Consider the following 14,343-nt stretch of genomic DNA (forward strand, 5'->3'; position numbering starts at 1 on the left):
CGGACAGTGCTCGCTTTCTTTCACAGACATACCTCCAGGGCTGAACTGGACTGGTGAGCCAGGAAGGACGCGCGTCAACTCAGAAGGAGTCGACCAGCCAGGAAAATGATGACCCCATTGCCGATCACCGCCGTGGCAAGCCGGCCCTTGTTGCTCGTCAGTACGCGACCGACGAGCGCTCCGCCGACGGCGAGGAGCGCCTGCCAGCTGGCGGACGCGACGAATGCGGCAACGACGAAGACGAGGCCGCCCATACGGGGCCAGTCGTCATTGCGCAGCGCCAGCACCAGCGCGGAGAAGTAGATGATGGTCAACGGGTTGAGGATAGTCAGTCCCAGAAATTGCAGGTACACCTTCACCGGACCGGTCGCCTCGATGCGCCGCACGGAGTCCGGGTCCAACGAGCTGCGGACGGCGGTCGTCAGCCCCTTCACCGCCAGGGCGAGCAGCACGATGGCCGCGGCCCATTTCATGGGCTCGGCGACGGGTCGCAGGAGGCCGGCCAGTGCGGCGCCCGTTGACGCTGCGATCAGTGCGTAAAGGCCGTCGGCAGTAGCCGTTCCCATTGCACCGGCGAGACCGGTGCGTAAGGATGTCTGTGCAGAAAGTGTGACGATCATGACGGTAATTGCGCCCACGGGCATGGCGATGCCATAACCGGCGAGCACGCCGGCAATCAGTATGTCGTTCATTTCTTCCCCCGATATGCCTGCAACCGGTTTCGGCATAACCGGATTGCTGGCGTTATACAACTGTTGACTCGAGAACGAGTCAAGCCCCCGTCAGGCGTGTTCGTGACCTGGGTCTCGGCGGTTGCACCCCACCGGCCGGCGGCCCCGAGCTCCCCCCGGGCCACCCCTCCCGGCGGGCGGCGGGAAGCGGGCCCCGCGCCGCGCCGCCCCGGCGCCCTCACTCGTGACTACACCGCAGGTCGTCTCCTTCGGCGGCTCGGCTCCTTCGAGCACAACCTACGCCCAGCCGCTCAGAATGGAGAACATGCGATGAACTCCCCTACGGTCGACGGGTTGCCCGACGGCGGGCAGCTGCTCGGGCCGCGCCGTGGACTCCGCAGGCGGGCCCAGGGACTCGTCATGATCGGTCCGGCGTTCGCCGCGGCCATCGCCTACGTCGACCCGGGCAACTTCGCCACCAACTTCGCGGCCGGATCCGATTTCGGCTACCGGCTGCTCTGGGTCGTCGTCGCCGCCAACACGGTGGGGATGCTCGTCCAGTTCCTCTCGGCCAAACTGGGGCTGGCGACCGGGCGCAACCTCGCGCAGGCCTGCCGGGAGCGCTACCCCCGCCCCGTGGTGTGGGGCATGTGGGTCCAGGCCGAACTGGTCGCGATGGCCACCGACCTGGCCGAGGTGATCGGCGGAGCCGTCGCCCTGTCGCTGCTGTTCGACCTGCCGCTCGCGGTGGGCGGCGTACTGGTCACCGCCCTGTCCTTCGTCATCCTCGCCGTGGACGCCCGTGGCAGGCGGAAGTTCGAGGCGGTCGTCGCCGGCTGCCTCGCGTGCATCCTCATGGGCTTCGGATGGAACCTCCTGGTGGCCGGCGTCCCGCTCGGCGACGCCGCCTCCGGGCTGCTGCCGACCATGCCCGGCTCCGAGGCGCTGCTGATCGCCGGCGGCATCGTCGGAGCCACGGTCATGCCGCACGTCGTGTACCTGCATTCCGATCTGGCGCGCCGGCACAGGACCGACACCGCCGCCGGCACGGCGACCGGCAGCCTTCCCATGGTCCACGAGGACCAGCGGCGGCTCCTCTGGCAGGTACGCCTCGACGTGGTCGTCGCACTCGCCTTCGCCGGCGTGGCCAACATGGCGATGCTGGTCCTCGCCGCCCGGCTCTTCCACGGGGGGCCGGCCGGAGCCGACACCCTGGAGGGCATCCACGCCGGTCTCGGCGCCCTGCTCGGCGGCGGGGCCGCGGTGGCCTTCGCCGCCGCACTGCTCGCGTCGGGCCTGGCTTCGTCCGCCGTCGGAACCTACGCCGGCCAGGTCATCATGGCCGGGTTCCTCCGGCGCTCCGTACCGCTCGTGCTGCGCCGGCTGGTCACGGTGTCACCGGCGCTCGTCGTCCTGCTCCTGGGGATCGACCCCACGCAGGCCCTGATCTGGTCGCAGCTCACGCTGTCCTTCGGCATCCCCTTCGTCCTCATCCCCCTGGTCGGGTTCACCCGCGACAAGGAGCTGATGGGGCCGTTGGTGAACACCCGCGCCACCACGGTCGCCGCCGGCTGCCTGGCAGCGGTCGTCGTCAGCCTCAACGTGGTGCTCGCGGTCACCGTGCTCACCTCCTGACGCGCGTGCGGCTGCTCCCGGCAGACACGCCGGAGGGGGCCCCGGGGACGTGTCCCCGGGGCCCCCTCCGATGCGGGGACCGTGACCGGTCTCAGAGGCGGCCGCCCGTCAGGCGGGAGAGCGGACCGCGTCGGCGCAGGCCCGCCCGGCGGCCGATGGCGTACGTACCACTGAGGACCGCCGCGGTGCCTCCGGCCGTGAGGGCGGTGATGGCCTTGCGGGCCCTGACCACCGTCCACACCCGTCCGAGATTGCCGAGGCTGCCCCGTACGGCGGCCGCGGCCGCCTGCGTCTTCTCGGCCAGAGGTGCGGGCAGGGCCGTGAGGCTGCCGGTCACCGATTCCCTGGCGTCCGCCGCGGAACCGGCCGCCGACCGGGCGGCCCTGGTGGCCCGCCCGCGCGTGGTCGTCCCGTTGGAGGAGGACCGGGAACCGCTGCCGTTCGTCTTGGCGTTGTCGGGCTTCTCTGATGCAGTCATGTAGCGCGTGTTGCCGGATCCGGGCCCGGTATTCGCGTTTCCTACAGGAGTTTGCCGAGGGGGCCGAGGTCGATGTTGAGGTCCTGCGGCTCCAGGCCGAAACGGGTCCGCAGCAGCTCCATGCGGTCCTCCAGGAGCATGAGGGTCAGGCCGAGCCGTTCTTCCTGGTCCTCGGTCAGGTCCCCGACCTCGACACGGCGCAGGGCCTGGCGCTCCATGAGCTGTCGCAGCAGTTCGACGACGGTCAGCACCAGACGGGCCAGGTCCCGTTCGACGGTATCGGGGTCGAGCTCGACGCGTCGCGGGGTGGTCACGCGTTCACCTGCTTCCAGGGGGAGGGCACGGCGTCGTTGACCGAGCTGATGAGGGCTTTCAGGTCGATGCGGACCAGGTCGATGTCGGCGATGCTCAGCGTGATGTCCCCGGCCAGCACCACCCCACCGGCCAGCAGCCGGTCCAGGAGGTCCACGAGTGCGACCTCTTCACCGGTCATCGCCGCTGCTCCTGCGGGTCCGCGGCGGCCTGGGCGAAGGAGTACGGGACCCACGGGCCGGTGACCTCGCTGCGCAGGCCGGGCGGCAGCCCGTCCGGCCCCGGGAGGGCGTCGAGGAAGGCCCGGCGCGCCTCGCGGGGGACGAGGTAGGCGGCGTTCAGGACGTTGGCGTCCGCGATCCCGGACAACTGCGCCTGCTGCGGGGCGTGCAGGACCGCTCCGGAAGCCCGCTCGGCCAGCCGGCGGTGGAGCTCCTCGGCGGTCCGGGCGGCCAGCCCGGCCCGCTCCTCGCGCCGGCGGCGGTCGCCGAGGCGGCGGCGCAGGTAGTCCCGCCCCGAGGCCGCCCCCGCGTCACCGCCGGGACCGGCCGCCGGGCGGGCGGGGGAGGGGCCCGCCGCCGCGGCCGGCGCGGAGTCCGCCGCGTACAGCTTCACCCCCCACTCCTCCGCACCCGCCACCCGGTCCAACGCCTCGGAGAGCCGCTCCCGCCCCTCGGCCAGCAGCCGGAGGACGCCCTCCTCGCCCCGGCACACGGTCGCCAGCCTCAGCGGCACCGTGGTGCGGGAGCCCCCGACCGCGGCCACCACCCGGTGGTGGGTCCGGGCGAGGAGGGTGAGCCGGTCCAGGTCCTCCAGCAGCCGCGGCAGGGCGGCCTCGTCGTACTCCGCCGGATCGACCGGCTCCGCGACGGCGGCCAGCACACCGTCGTCCACCACCGTGATGCCCGAGCCCGCCAGGCCCCGGACGCCCTCGGTGTCCGGGGCGGGGGCCCCGGAGGCCACGACGGTGTACACGTAGAACAGGTCCCGCTCGCTCATCCCCGCTCCTGACGTTCCTCGAGCTCCGCGACGCGCCGCCGCAGCTCCTCGTTCTCCCGGCCGAGTTCGCGGTGGCGGGCCTTGGAGGAGAGCGCCGGGTCCTGCTCCCACCAGTCGATGCCCATCTCCTTGGCGCGGTCCACCGATGCCACCACCAGGCGCAGCTTGATGGTGAGCAGCTCGATGTCGAGCAGGTTGATGCGGATGTCGCCGGCGATGACGACGCCCTTGTCGAGGACCCGTTCGAGGATGTCGGCGAGGTTGGCGCTGGAGCCGTCGTCGTAGGGACGCGGCAGGCCGGAGGGCATCGTCATGACCGGCGGCGCCCCTCGCGGCGGCCCGCCGGGACCTCCTCGGGACCGGCCCCTTCGGGGTCGTCCTCCTCGTCGTAGGGATCCTCCTCCTCGTCCTCGACCTCGTCCGCGTAGTCCTCCTCCTCGTCCTGCGCGTCCGCTTCGTCCTCGAACGCCTCGTCCTCGTACGGTGCTTCGTCCTCGTACGCCTCGTCCTCGTACGCCGCCTCGTCGGCGGCGTCGTACGCCTCGTCGGCGGCCGCGTCCTCGTCGCGGGCGACGACCTCGCCGTCCTCGATCCGGCCCCGCCAGCCGTCGGGCTGCTCTCCCTCGAGGGTGAGGAAGTGGGCGTAGTTCTTCAGGTCCAGACGGACCCGGCGGCCCTGGGCCCGCCACAGGTTGCCGGCCTTCTCCATCAGGCCCCGGGGGTGGTACTCGACGGCGAGCAGTACCCGGGTCAGGCCGTCCGCGAGGGCGTGGAAGGTGACCACCCCGCGCGTCGTGCCCTTGGCCCCCTCGGAGCTCCACGCGATGCGCTCGTCGGGGATCTGCTCGGTGATGTGCGCGGTCCACGAGCGGCTGGACCAGAAGATCCGGGCGTTCCAGTCGCTGGTGGTGTCACCGGTGGAGGAGGCGCTCGTGACCCCCCGCGCGAACTCCGGGAAGTCGCGGTAGCGGGTCCACTGGTTGTAGGCGTCCCGGACGTCGACCCCGACATCGACCGATTCGAGGATGACGGTGGGCCTGCCGCCGCCCTTGCCGTTCCGGCGCCCCAGCCGACGGCTCACGGCCCGGCCGGCCCCGTCCTTGAGGCGACGTGCACCGACCTCCACGGCGGCACGGACGGGCCCCTTGCCCTGGGCGATCTTGCGGGCGCCGTCCAGGGCGAGGGACTTCAGCCCGGGGCTCGTGCCGTCGGCGATGTCGTTCAGGTGCGCGGCGGAGCGGCCGAGGCTCCTGCCGGCACCGACCAGGAGGCGTTCGGCCTGGGCCAGCGCGTACGCCTCCAGCTCCTGCCTGACCCGGTCGGCGGCGGGGCTGTCCTTCAGCCTGGCGAGAGTCGAGTCAGCCATCGTCGCTCCCCTCGCCGCGGCTGGCCGTCCGCTTGGCCGGCCGGCGCCGGCCGGTTCCGCTCCCGCCCGACGCGTCGCCGGACGTGCCCGACGACGCCTTGCCGCCCGTGCGCCGGGCGGAGGACGCCGACCGGGACGCGGCCTTCTTCGCGGGCGCCCGCCGCGCCGGGCGGGAACCGCCTTCCGCGTCCTCGTCCGCCGGGCCCGCGTCGTCCGCCGCGTCGGACGCGTCATCCACGCGGGCCCGCCGCCGGGGGGCCCGGCCCTTCGCGGGCCGGGCCCCGGCCTCCTCCTCGGCCCCGTCGGGGCCGTCACCGCTGCCACCGGACGGGAGCAGCCCGTCCAGCCGGTCCTGCACGTCCCGGGTACGGGTGTGCAGCCGGTCGGCGACCGCCTCCAGCCGCCGGTCCACCAGCGCGCCCACCGCGGCCGACCCGACTCCCCGCAGGTCCTCGCTGAGCTGCTCGCGTATCTCCTTGAACTGCGGGTGGTCCTTCAGCCGGCTGCCCACGAAGGAGGCCAGGGCCTCCGCGTCGGGTTTCAGCTTCTTGCCCATGACCAGGGTTCCCACGGTGAAGGCGAGCTTCGCCTTCTTGGTCCGCCCCAGCAGGTACCCCGCACCCACGGCCAGGCCGATCGACATACGGTTGTTCATCGCGGTTGCGCCCTGCTTTCCAGTCGTGCCAGGAGCTCGTCCTCCCGGCGGTCGAACTCGGACTCGTCCATCTCGCCGGCCTCGAACGCGGCCACCAGGCGGGCGAGTTCCCGATGGACCACGGCCGGGTCGTAGTACTGCCGCTCGGCTTCGGCGACCACCTGCTGCAGGACCCAGGCGGTTCCCCGGATCGGGGCGGCCGGCAGCAGCAGCACCTCCTTGAGGAGTCCCACGGTCACTCCGCGTCCGCGAAGCTGTAGGAGGGCAGCGGTCCCGTCACCTGCACCTGGAGGTGCTCGTGCTGGAGGTGGAGACGGCGCACCGCCTCCAGGAACTCCTCCCGCTGCTCCCGCGCCACCAGGAAGGACAGGTTCGCCAGCCAGCCCGTCCCCTCGGGGCCGTACCTCAGGCCGGCCGCGTACGGCCGCAGCGTCTGCTCGACCAGCGCGGCGTCCGCCTGCTCCTGGGCGGAGACGGCCCGGGCCACCCGCTCCCCGAACGCCAGCCGCTGCTCGTGGGTGCCGCCGCCGGCCGCCCGGTTGGCCTCGTGCAGGCTGCGCAGCTCCGGATCCGCGCTGACCACGGCGAAGAGGACCGCCTCCTCCTCGTGCGAGGCCTTGACGTTGAACTCGTCCTTGCCCTCCAGCGCCGCCAGCCGCTCCAGGTAGCGCTCCTGGCGCTCTTCGAGCACGGAGGTGACCGTGTCGTCGTCGGGGGAGACCCCGCCGAACCGCAGGGGCAGGACGGGGCCGCCCCCGCCCGCCTGGATCACCACCCGCTGATGGGCGAGCAGATCACGCCGCTTGGCCTTCAGTTCCGCGGGCGCGTCGCTGACCAGGGCCACCAGCTTCCCGGCACGCACGGTGCGCACCGGCAGCGGTGGCTCCCCGATGCCTTCGAGGGAACCGGGCAGGTTCTGCCCGGCGCGGGTGATGCCGTAGACGTACGTACTCATTCCTTCTCCTCCCGGCGGGCGGTGGTACGCCGGCTGCGGGGCCGGCTCTCGGTCTTCTCCTCGGACGCCTCGTCACGGGCCTGGCTGAAGGCGTCCGATATCGTCTGCGCGGCGCCGCTCAGAGCGCCCTTGGTCTTTCCGCGGGCCCCGGACTCGGTGACCTCGCCCACCAGGTCGGGCAGGCCCGGGCTCTTGCGCGGTCCGGCTTCCAGGTCGAGCCGGTTGCACGCTTCGGCGAACCGCAGGTAGGTGTCCACGCTGGCCACGACGACGCGCACGTCGATCTTGAGGATCTCGATGCCGACCAGGGAGACGCGCACGAAGGCGTCGATCACCAGGCCGCGGTCCAGAACCAGTTCGAGTACGTCGTACAGGCCGCTGGAACCGCCGCCCGAGGCGGCCGGTGCGGGCTGGGCAGGAACGACAGTCATAACTTCCGGATCCCTTTCGTCTTCGGGGACTGGGGCCGGGACATGGGGGGACCGCCACCTCAGCGGCGGTCCGCACGACCCCTCTCGTATCGGCGGGTGCGCCGGTAGCCGATGAGCTCGCCTTCGGCGTCGACCTCGACCTCGTAGGAGGCCAGCAGGCTCATCGTGTCCGGGACGCGCTCCAGTTCGAGCACCTCGACGGACAGGCGCCACGCACCGTCCTCGCCGCGCTCGCAGGAGCTGACCCCCTCGGCCGGCTGCGCCAGCAGCTCCGAGAGCTGCTCCATCGCGGCTCTGATCACCGAGGAGGCCCTCACGCGCTGCTTGCCGCCCGCCTTCTTCTCTTCTTCGTCAGGTGCGTTGGCCATGACTTCCTCCTGGCGCGTATGTCCGTCCGTTCCGGCCTCAAACAGGACGGCCGGCACGCGGTCGGCCGTCCCGGCGTCAGGAGCGCTTCTGTTCCGCCTGGTTCGTACGAAACCCCGGCGGCCGGTGCTGCGCACCACCGCCGGGGAAACGGCGCCCGCCAGGCCGTCCGGATGAAGTGGAGCCCGGCCGGGCGGGTGGGAGCTACCGGAGTCGTGTCGCGGTCCGGACGAGGTCGGCGACGGCTCTGGACCGGCTGTGCGGTGGCCAGGCGATCACGGTGGTGACTGCCGGCGCGTCCAGCACGGGCACCGCGGCCAGGTCACCGTGCAGTTGGGCTCGGCACGACTCCGGTGGGACCGCGCAGGCACGGCCGAGCGCGACGAGCTGCAACAACTGCGCGTGGTCGCGGACCTGCGGGCCGGGGCCGGGCGGGTAGGTGCCGTCGGGGCCGGGCCAGCGGGGGAGGGGCAGGCCCGGCAGCCCGGTGATGTCGGCCAGGTGCACATGGGCCCGGGCGGCGCGGCGGGTCCGGCGCTCGGCGGCCTCGACCGCGTCGAGGGCGGCCCGGCCCTCGACCAACAGCACCGAGCCGGCCTCGGTCAGCGTGACGGTGCGACTGGTCCGGTCCAACAGCACGGCCCCCAGCCGGCGTTCGAGCCGCTGGATCGCCCGTGACAACGGCGGCTGCGCGATCCCGAGCCGCTGCGCGGCACGCCCGAAGTGCAGCGGAATCGGTTACGAGATCGCCGCAGGCCTGGGCGCCCTCGGCTGGAGCGTCGGTGTCGGCGCCCGCGACGACCAGCGGCGGAGCGCCGCGGTGGAGAAGCTGCGCGCCGCCGGCATCGACGCGTTCGCCGTACCGCTGGACGTGACCGACGACGCGAGCGTGACCGCCGCCGCACGGCTGATCGACCAACAGGCCGGACGCCTCGACGTGCTCGTCAACAACGCCGCCATCACAGGCGACGTGCCACAGGAGCCCACCCGCATCGCTCCCGCCACCCTCCACACGGTCGTGGACACCAACGTGATCGGCGTCATCCGCGTCACCAACGCGATGCTGCCGCTGCTGCGCCGCTCCGCAGCACCCCGGATCGTGAACATGTCCAGCAGTGTCGGCTCCCTCACCCGGCAGTCAGGGCCCGCAGTCGAGCAGACGACGGGTCCGGTGTCCGCGGCGTACGCGCCGTCGAAGACGTTCCTGAACGCCGTCACCCTCCAGTACGTCCGGGAGCTGAGCGGCACGAACATCCTGATCAACGCCGGCTGCCCCGGCTACGTCGCCACCGACCTCAACGGCTTCCGCGGCGTGCGCACCCCCGAACAGGGCGCGGCGATCGCCATCACGCTCGCGACCCTGCCCGACGACGGCCCCACCGGACAGTTCTTCGACGACGCCGGCACAGTGCCCTGGTGAGGGGCTCGGCGGCATCACCCGAAAACAGGCTGATGCCGCCGAGCCCACGCCACGCTCCGGTGCCGCCACCGGCTCCCACCCCCGTGAGCCGGGGAGCGGAACCGCAAGGAGGGCCCTGTTGTTCGCGATCCCGCCCCGGTTCGGGGATGCCGAGCCGGTCACTCCCGCGGTGATGCGGCCCCGTTCGGCTTCACCTCCGAACGACGGTCGTCGGGACGGCCGCGCGCAGGCGGGTCGCGGCCGCCTCGGCTTCCCGTACGACGCGGTCCGCGTCGACGTCGACCAGTCGGCCGCCGAGTTTCAGCGCCCTCCCGTCGACGAACACCGCGTCGATGTTCTCGGGCCGCCCGTTGAAGACGATCTGGCCGACCCAGTCGAAGCGCGGTGCGAAGTTCAGCGCGGCCGGATCGATGACCACCAGGTCGGCCCGCTTGCCGGGGGTCAGGGAGCCCACCCGGTCGGCGATGCCGAGGACTTCGGCCCCGCCCAGGGTGGCCATCCGCAGGACGTCCGGCACCTGCGGGAAGACACCGGCCTCGGTCGTGCGGGCGCGTTGCAGGCCGATGGCCGTCTTCATCAGCGCGTGGAAGTCGGAGCTGTCGTTGGTGCCCCCGTCCAGGCCCAGCCCGACCTTGACGCCCCGTCGGCCCAGCTCGGACAGCCGCATGATGCCGGAGGCCAGCCGCATGTTGCTGAGCGGGCAGTGGGCCGCGCGCACGTCGTGCTCGGCGATGGCGGCGATCTCCGCGTCCGTGAGGTGGATCGCGTGGTTGATCAGCAGCCGCGGTCCCAGCGCGCCGATGTCCGTGAGGACCCCGATGGGGTCGTCGGCGCGCTGCTCGGGGCGTTCCAGGACATGGGAGTTGAGCATGACCCCCAGTTCCCGGGCCGTCTCCCAGTGGGCGCGGTTGAGGTGCTGGACGGCCCGCGCCGCGTGGGTGGCGACCTGGAAGGAGGCGAGCGGCACGGGGTCGACGAGTTCCCTCTTCACCTTCGCGGGCAGCACCCCGTCGGGCGCAGGCGGGAACATCGCGTACGTGAACCGCACCCCGGTGTCGGCCAGGGCCCGTACGTAACTCTCGATGAGGTCGTACGAGAAGATGTCCACCCAGTCCACGAGCGTGGTCACGCCCGACTGGACGGCGTCGAGGGCGGCGAGCCGCACGAAGCTGTGGAGCGCCTCCGGCGTCAGGCGGCCGCGCTGGGGGTCGGTACACGCCTGGAACCAGCCGAATAAGTCCCGGTCGGTGCACCCGCCGCGGATCACGGCCTGCCAGAGGTGGTTGTGGGTGTCGACGAAGCCCGGCATGACCAGTTTGCCCGCGGCGTCCAGCACCCAGGCGCCCGGCGGCGTCGGCAGCGCCGGGCCGACGGCGGCGATGGCACCGTTGCGCATCAGGACGTCGGCGTTCTCGACGGCGCCGAGGGGACCGCTGCCGACGGCGGGGTCCATGGTCAGGACGAGGGACGCTCCGCGGAGCAGCACGGTCGGGCCGCCCGGAACGGGCGGGCGGGAGGGGCGGGGGGTGGCACCGAGCAGGAGCGGAGTGGCGGCGGCCAGGCCGAGGCCGGCGAGGAGATCGCGGCGGCTGGGGGCCGACGGCGACGTGGGGGCGGGCTGCATGGCGTGGTACCTCCCGGGGCTCAGAACGGAAGGCCCGCCCGGGCGGGACGCTGGGACGGAGCGTCGAGCGAGGGCGGGAAGTCACACGCAGCATTCCCAACGAACGACCAGACGATAGACGCCAGCGGAAAACTTTTTCCGCTGACGTCGTGCGGTCGTGCGGGACGACGAGCCGGGCGGCCGGGGCGGCCGGCCCGGGGAGCCCTCAGCGCCGGCGTCCGGCGCGAGCGCGGCGGGGCTCCTCCTCCTGCTCCTCCTCCTGCTCCTCCTCCTGGTCCTCGTCCTGGTCCTCGTCCTGCTCCTCCTCCTGGTCCTCGTCCTCGTAGTCGTCCTCGTAGTCGTCCTCTTCCCGGCCGTCCTCCTGCTCCTCGTCCTCGGGGTAGTCCTCGTCCTCGTACTCCTCCTCGTCCTGGTCCTGGTCCAGGTCCTCGTCCTGGTACTCCTCCTCGCCGCCGGCTTCCGCGTCTTCTTCCTCCGGCTCCTCCGACTCCTCTCCTTCGGCCTCTTCCTGCTCCATCGCCTCTTCGTGGGTGAGGACGACTTCGCCGTCCTGGATCTCACCGCGCCAGCCGTCGGGTTCCGCGGTGGCCAGGGTGACGAACCGGTCGAAGTTCTTCAGGTCCAGACGCATGCGCCGGCCCTGCGCGCGCCAGATGTTGCCCGTCTTCTCGAAGAGCCCCGCGGGGTAGTACTCGACCACGAGGAGGATCCGGGTCAGCGAGGGGGCGAGCTCGTGGAAGCTCACGCAGCCCCGCGTCGTCCCCTTGGGCCCCTCGGAGGTCCAGACGATCCTCTCGTCGGGGACCTGTTCCTGGACGGTGGCCTTCCAGCTGCGCGTGGAGGGGCCGACCTTGACCTTCCAGTCCGAGGTGACGTCGTCGCTCTGTGAGACGCCGCGCACGCCCTTGGCGAAGCTGCTGAAGTCCTCGTACTGCGTCCAGTGGTCGTAGGCGGTCCGCAGCGGCACGCCCACGTCGATGGACTCGACGATGTTCATCGCCTTGGCGCCGCCCTTGCGGCCCTTGCCCTTTTTCTTGCCTCCGAGCAGGTTGGAGCCGGCCTCGGTCACCTTGTCCTTGAGGTCACCGAAGGTCTGCCCGAGGACGGCTTTCACGGGGGAGTCGCCCTGCAACAGCCGCCCCCCGATGCCGAGCAGCGGGCCCCCGTTCTCCGCCACGTCCTGGAGGTTGCCGGTGAGGTCGCCGACCTTGTCCACGGCCTTGTCCGCCAGCTGTTCGGCCTGGGCGGAGAGGTAGGACCCGAGCTCCTCGAGCAGCCTGTCGAAACCCGACTGCGTGCCCTTGGCGCCCTGTTCTGTCGTGGCCATGGTTCACCTCCGCGCGGTCGGCTTGCGGCGGGCCGCTGTCTTCGTCGCGGCGGCCTTCTTCCCGGCGGGCTTGGACCCGGCGCGGCCGGCCGTGCTCTTCTTGGCCGCCGTCTTCTTCGCCGCCGTCTTCTTCGCCGCCGACGGGGCCGCCGTCTTCTTGGCCGGGGCCCGGCGGGTGGCGGAGGAGGGAGCCGTCCCGGCGGCCCTGCCGCCGGCCGCCTTCTTCGCCGGGGTCCGCTTCGCGGGTTCGCGCGCCGAGGTCTTCTTGGCCGGCGCGGCCTTCTTGGCGGGCGCCGTCTTCTTGGCCGGGGTCTGCTTCCCGGCCGGACTCGCCTTCTTCGCGGGGGCCTTGCGGGCCGGGGCGCCGCGCGGAGCCGTCTTGGCCGCGCGGGTGGGGGAGGGGCGGCGGGGGGCGGGTCGGCGGCGGGCCGGCGGAGCCTCTTCCTCGGTCTCATCCTCCTCCGGTTCCTCTTCCTCCTCCGGTTCCTCTTCCTCCGCCTCTTCCTCTTCCGGTTCCTCTTCCTCGGCCTCTTCCTCCAGCTCCTCCGGCTGCTGCTCTTCCTCTTCCTCCTCGTCCTCCTCATCGGCCGCTTCGTACGGCTCCTCTTCCTCTTCCTCTGCCTCGTCCTCCTCGTAGCCCTCCTCCGGCTCCTCGTCCTCCTCGTCGGCCTCCTCGTCGCCGCGGCCGACGCCGAGCGTACGGTCGTGGAGCGAGTCGGCGAGCTGAGACAGCTTGCGGTTCGCGGTCGCCGCGATCGCCTTGCGGCCGGCGTCCAGTGCCTCGCCCCTGATCTGCTCGCCGATCTCGGCGACCTGCGGCATCTCGCTGAGCTTCTTCACGCCCTGCATCGCGAGCTCTCGCGGGTCGAGGCCGAGGCGGCGGCCGGCGGCGTACGTCACCAGACTGAGGGCCAAACGACCCTTTTTCGCCCGGCCCAGTACGTAGCCTCCGGCGACGGCGGCCGCCAGGGCGATCTTGGTCGTGTCCTCCATGAGCTCTTTCCCTTCACCAGGTGCGCGCGGTTGCCCCTGCCTTCGCCGGTCCGGGGGCCGCCGGTGACGCACGCTTCGTGACGGGACGCGCCGCGCACACGGTTACTAGGGGGCTGCTCTGCCTGGCGCGAGATATGCCTCGTATACGATGAAAATCTGGGTTCAGCAGGGATTGCAGCGTTTGGTCCGTTTGTGACCGGGCAGTCCAGGAGTCCGTCCCCGAGGGGAGTGGCCCATGGCCGCAGGAGAGCCGGTGCGCCGACGGCGTACGGCGGACGACGGCCGTGAGCCGGAAGCCGGGACCGCGAGGCCCCGCCGCAAGGCTCCGCCCAGCCCGGCGAGCGGACGCCGCCGCGTCACCGGGGCGGCCGCGGCCATGCGCCTCGCGTCGGAACAGCTCTCCGAGTTGCTGGGACGCGTCCCCGAGTCGGTCTCGTCCCTCCGTCCCACCGAGGAGGGCTGGGAAGCGCAGGTGGAGGTCCTGGAGCTGGAGCGCATCCCCGACACCACCAGCGTCCTGGCCAGCTACAAGGTCACGATCGACGAGGAAGGCGAGCTGATCTCCTACGAGCGGACCCGGCGGTACAGCCGGGGCATGATCGACAGGCCGGCCTGACGGGCCGGCCGCCCCTGAAGGGAAGCGGCCATGACTGTGATGCCGCAGGGCGGAAGCAGCCTCGCCAGAGGCGCAGGCGGAGGCGGCGGCACGAGCCTCTACGACGTGCTGGAACTGATCCTCGACCGCGGCCTCGTCATCGACGTGTTCGTCCGCGTCTCCCTGGTGGGGATCGAGATCCTGAAGATCGACGCACGGATCGTCGTGGCGAGCGTCGACACCTACCTGCGCTTCGCCGAAGCGTGCAACCGGCTCGACCTGGAAGCCGGCCGCAAGGCCCCCGCGCAGCTGACGGACGTCGTCGGCAACATGGTCGAGAGCGGGGCCCACGGCAAGAGCAAGGGCGCGCTCAGCGGGGCCGTGGACGCCGTGACGCAGTCCCTGACGGGCAGGTCGGACAAGGAGGAGCCGGAGGAGGAGCCCGAGGAAGAGGAAGCCCCCCGCCGCCGACGGCCCCCCGCCCGACGCCCCGTACGCCGCGAGAGGGAATAGGCG

The 14,343-nt window shown here is 72.1% G+C and carries 20 protein-coding genes; 4 read left to right on the forward strand and 16 right to left on the reverse strand.

Annotation, left to right across the window (positions count from 1 at the left end; genetic code table 11):
* Nucleotides 1-74: 74 nt before the first annotated feature.
* Complete coding sequence (locus tag ACZ501_RS17470; protein WP_361611283.1) at nt 75-692, reverse strand: LysE family transporter; 618 nt, start codon at nt 690-692, stop codon at nt 75-77.
* Between the two features lie 309 nt (nt 693-1,001).
* Between ACZ501_RS17470 and ACZ501_RS17475 the strand changes: the two genes are divergently transcribed.
* Nucleotides 1,002-2,306 (forward strand): Nramp family divalent metal transporter, encoded by a 1,305-nt coding sequence (locus ACZ501_RS17475; RefSeq protein ID WP_468796318.1) that lies wholly within the window; start codon nt 1,002-1,004, stop codon nt 2,304-2,306.
* A gap of 91 nt (nt 2,307-2,397) precedes the next feature.
* Here ACZ501_RS17475 and ACZ501_RS17480 read toward each other — a convergent pair whose 3' ends face one another.
* The 12 genes from ACZ501_RS17480 to ACZ501_RS17535 all read right to left on the reverse strand — a co-directional run bounded on the left by ACZ501_RS17480 (nt 2,398) and on the right by ACZ501_RS17535 (nt 8,603).
* Nucleotides 2,398-2,784 carry a hypothetical protein gene (locus tag ACZ501_RS17480; protein ID WP_361611802.1) on the reverse strand — a complete coding sequence of 129 codons (387 nt, stop codon included), beginning with the start codon at nt 2,782-2,784 and terminating at the stop codon, nt 2,398-2,400.
* 41 nt (nt 2,785-2,825) lie between these two features.
* The gene (locus ACZ501_RS17485; protein WP_362456404.1) at nt 2,826-3,098 is read right to left on the reverse strand and encodes a gas vesicle protein K; all 273 of its coding nucleotides are present in this window, start codon (nt 3,096-3,098) and stop codon (nt 2,826-2,828) included.
* The gene (locus ACZ501_RS17490; protein ID WP_361611807.1) at nt 3,095-3,277 is read right to left on the reverse strand and encodes a gas vesicle protein; all 183 of its coding nucleotides are present in this window, start codon (nt 3,275-3,277) and stop codon (nt 3,095-3,097) included. Before ACZ501_RS17490 ends, ACZ501_RS17485 begins: the two co-directional genes overlap by 4 nt.
* On the reverse strand, nt 3,274-4,095 hold the full coding sequence (locus tag ACZ501_RS17495; protein ID WP_468796320.1) for a GvpL/GvpF family gas vesicle protein: 822 nt from the start codon (nt 4,093-4,095) through the stop codon (nt 3,274-3,276). The genes ACZ501_RS17490 and ACZ501_RS17495 overlap by 4 nt, the downstream gene beginning before the upstream one ends.
* Nucleotides 4,092-4,409 carry a gas vesicle protein gene (locus ACZ501_RS17500; protein WP_361611693.1) on the reverse strand — a complete coding sequence of 106 codons (318 nt, stop codon included), beginning with the start codon at nt 4,407-4,409 and terminating at the stop codon, nt 4,092-4,094. Before ACZ501_RS17500 ends, ACZ501_RS17495 begins: the two co-directional genes overlap by 4 nt.
* On the reverse strand, nt 4,406-5,461 hold the full coding sequence (locus ACZ501_RS17505; protein WP_468796322.1) for an SRPBCC family protein: 1,056 nt from the start codon (nt 5,459-5,461) through the stop codon (nt 4,406-4,408). Before ACZ501_RS17505 ends, ACZ501_RS17500 begins: the two co-directional genes overlap by 4 nt.
* On the reverse strand, nt 5,454-6,116 hold the full coding sequence (locus ACZ501_RS17510) for a DNA primase (RefSeq protein ID WP_468796324.1): 663 nt from the start codon (nt 6,114-6,116) through the stop codon (nt 5,454-5,456). Before ACZ501_RS17510 ends, ACZ501_RS17505 begins: the two co-directional genes overlap by 8 nt.
* On the reverse strand, nt 6,113-6,349 hold the full coding sequence (locus ACZ501_RS17515) for a gas vesicle protein GvpG (protein WP_361607890.1): 237 nt from the start codon (nt 6,347-6,349) through the stop codon (nt 6,113-6,115). The genes ACZ501_RS17510 and ACZ501_RS17515 overlap by 4 nt, the downstream gene beginning before the upstream one ends.
* Before the next feature lie 2 nt (nt 6,350-6,351).
* Nucleotides 6,352-7,071 carry a GvpL/GvpF family gas vesicle protein gene (locus ACZ501_RS17520; RefSeq protein ID WP_361607893.1) on the reverse strand — a complete coding sequence of 240 codons (720 nt, stop codon included), beginning with the start codon at nt 7,069-7,071 and terminating at the stop codon, nt 6,352-6,354.
* Nucleotides 7,068-7,502, reverse strand: coding sequence for a gas vesicle structural protein GvpA (locus tag ACZ501_RS17525; RefSeq protein ID WP_361607896.1), 435 nt, complete (start codon nt 7,500-7,502; stop codon nt 7,068-7,070). The genes ACZ501_RS17520 and ACZ501_RS17525 overlap by 4 nt, the downstream gene beginning before the upstream one ends.
* 59 nt (nt 7,503-7,561) lie before the next feature.
* Nucleotides 7,562-7,870 carry a gas vesicle protein GvpO gene (gene gvpO, locus ACZ501_RS17530; RefSeq protein WP_468796326.1) on the reverse strand — a complete coding sequence of 103 codons (309 nt, stop codon included), beginning with the start codon at nt 7,868-7,870 and terminating at the stop codon, nt 7,562-7,564.
* A gap of 202 nt (nt 7,871-8,072) precedes the next feature.
* The gene (locus ACZ501_RS17535) at nt 8,073-8,603 is read right to left on the reverse strand and encodes a LysR family transcriptional regulator (protein ID WP_361607938.1); all 531 of its coding nucleotides are present in this window, start codon (nt 8,601-8,603) and stop codon (nt 8,073-8,075) included.
* On the opposite strand from ACZ501_RS17535, the gene ACZ501_RS17540 reads away from it, so the two are divergent.
* Nucleotides 8,563-9,288: an SDR family NAD(P)-dependent oxidoreductase gene (locus ACZ501_RS17540; RefSeq protein WP_361607941.1), complete on the forward strand. Its 726-nt coding sequence runs from the start codon at nt 8,563-8,565 to the stop codon at nt 9,286-9,288. The genes ACZ501_RS17535 and ACZ501_RS17540 overlap by 41 nt on opposite strands.
* 190 nt (nt 9,289-9,478) lie before the next feature.
* On the opposite strand, the gene ACZ501_RS17545 is transcribed toward ACZ501_RS17540, so the two are convergent.
* The 3 genes from ACZ501_RS17545 to ACZ501_RS17555 form a co-directional block, all read right to left on the reverse strand.
* Nucleotides 9,479-10,912, reverse strand: coding sequence for an amidohydrolase family protein (locus tag ACZ501_RS17545; RefSeq protein ID WP_468796328.1), 1,434 nt, complete (start codon nt 10,910-10,912; stop codon nt 9,479-9,481).
* A gap of 205 nt (nt 10,913-11,117) precedes the next feature.
* The gene (locus tag ACZ501_RS17550) at nt 11,118-12,239 is read right to left on the reverse strand and encodes an SRPBCC family protein (RefSeq protein WP_468796330.1); all 1,122 of its coding nucleotides are present in this window, start codon (nt 12,237-12,239) and stop codon (nt 11,118-11,120) included.
* A gap of 3 nt (nt 12,240-12,242) precedes the next feature.
* The gene (locus ACZ501_RS17555) at nt 12,243-13,232 is read right to left on the reverse strand and encodes a histone protein (protein ID WP_468796332.1); all 990 of its coding nucleotides are present in this window, start codon (nt 13,230-13,232) and stop codon (nt 12,243-12,245) included.
* Nucleotides 13,233-13,467: 235 nt separating this feature from the next.
* On the opposite strand from ACZ501_RS17555, the gene ACZ501_RS17560 reads away from it, so the two are divergent.
* Together ACZ501_RS17560 and gvpJ are read left to right on the forward strand one after the other, a co-directional pair.
* Nucleotides 13,468-13,848: a gas vesicle protein GvpO gene (locus ACZ501_RS17560; RefSeq protein ID WP_361607911.1), complete on the forward strand. Its 381-nt coding sequence runs from the start codon at nt 13,468-13,470 to the stop codon at nt 13,846-13,848.
* A 30-nt stretch (nt 13,849-13,878) separates the two neighbouring features.
* Entirely contained in the window at nt 13,879-14,340 is a 462-nt protein-coding gene (gene gvpJ, locus ACZ501_RS17565; protein ID WP_361607914.1) for a gas vesicle protein GvpJ, read from the forward strand.
* The last annotated feature ends 3 nt before the right edge of the window (nt 14,341-14,343 follow it).

The organism is Streptomyces sp. NPDC034085 (assembly GCF_055575555.1).

Coding starts and splice junctions, on each gene's coding strand:
- ACZ501_RS17470 (WP_361611283.1), bottom strand. CDS start 692: ATGAACGACATACTGATTGCCGGCGTGCTCGCCGGTTATGGCATCGCC.
- ACZ501_RS17475 (WP_468796318.1), top strand. CDS start 1,002: ATGAACTCCCCTACGGTCGACGGGTTGCCCGACGGCGGGCAGCTGCTC.
- ACZ501_RS17480 (WP_361611802.1), bottom strand. CDS start 2,784: ATGACTGCATCAGAGAAGCCCGACAACGCCAAGACGAACGGCAGCGGT.
- ACZ501_RS17490 (WP_361611807.1), bottom strand. CDS start 3,277: ATGACCGGTGAAGAGGTCGCACTCGTGGACCTCCTGGACCGGCTGCTG.
- ACZ501_RS17495 (WP_468796320.1), bottom strand. CDS start 4,095: ATGAGCGAGCGGGACCTGTTCTACGTGTACACCGTCGTGGCCTCCGGG.
- ACZ501_RS17500 (WP_361611693.1), bottom strand. CDS start 4,409: ATGACGATGCCCTCCGGCCTGCCGCGTCCCTACGACGACGGCTCCAGC.
- ACZ501_RS17505 (WP_468796322.1), bottom strand. CDS start 5,461: ATGGCTGACTCGACTCTCGCCAGGCTGAAGGACAGCCCCGCCGCCGAC.
- ACZ501_RS17510 (WP_468796324.1), bottom strand. CDS start 6,116: ATGAACAACCGTATGTCGATCGGCCTGGCCGTGGGTGCGGGGTACCTG.
- ACZ501_RS17520 (WP_361607893.1), bottom strand. CDS start 7,071: ATGAGTACGTACGTCTACGGCATCACCCGCGCCGGGCAGAACCTGCCC.
- ACZ501_RS17525 (WP_361607896.1), bottom strand. CDS start 7,502: ATGACTGTCGTTCCTGCCCAGCCCGCACCGGCCGCCTCGGGCGGCGGT.
- gvpO (WP_468796326.1), bottom strand. CDS start 7,870: ATGGCCAACGCACCTGACGAAGAAGAGAAGAAGGCGGGCGGCAAGCAG.
- ACZ501_RS17545 (WP_468796328.1), bottom strand. CDS start 10,912: ATGCAGCCCGCCCCCACGTCGCCGTCGGCCCCCAGCCGCCGCGATCTC.
- ACZ501_RS17550 (WP_468796330.1), bottom strand. CDS start 12,239: ATGGCCACGACAGAACAGGGCGCCAAGGGCACGCAGTCGGGTTTCGAC.
- ACZ501_RS17555 (WP_468796332.1), bottom strand. CDS start 13,232: ATGGAGGACACGACCAAGATCGCCCTGGCGGCCGCCGTCGCCGGAGGC.
- ACZ501_RS17560 (WP_361607911.1), top strand. CDS start 13,468: ATGGCCGCAGGAGAGCCGGTGCGCCGACGGCGTACGGCGGACGACGGC.
- gvpJ (WP_361607914.1), top strand. CDS start 13,879: ATGACTGTGATGCCGCAGGGCGGAAGCAGCCTCGCCAGAGGCGCAGGC.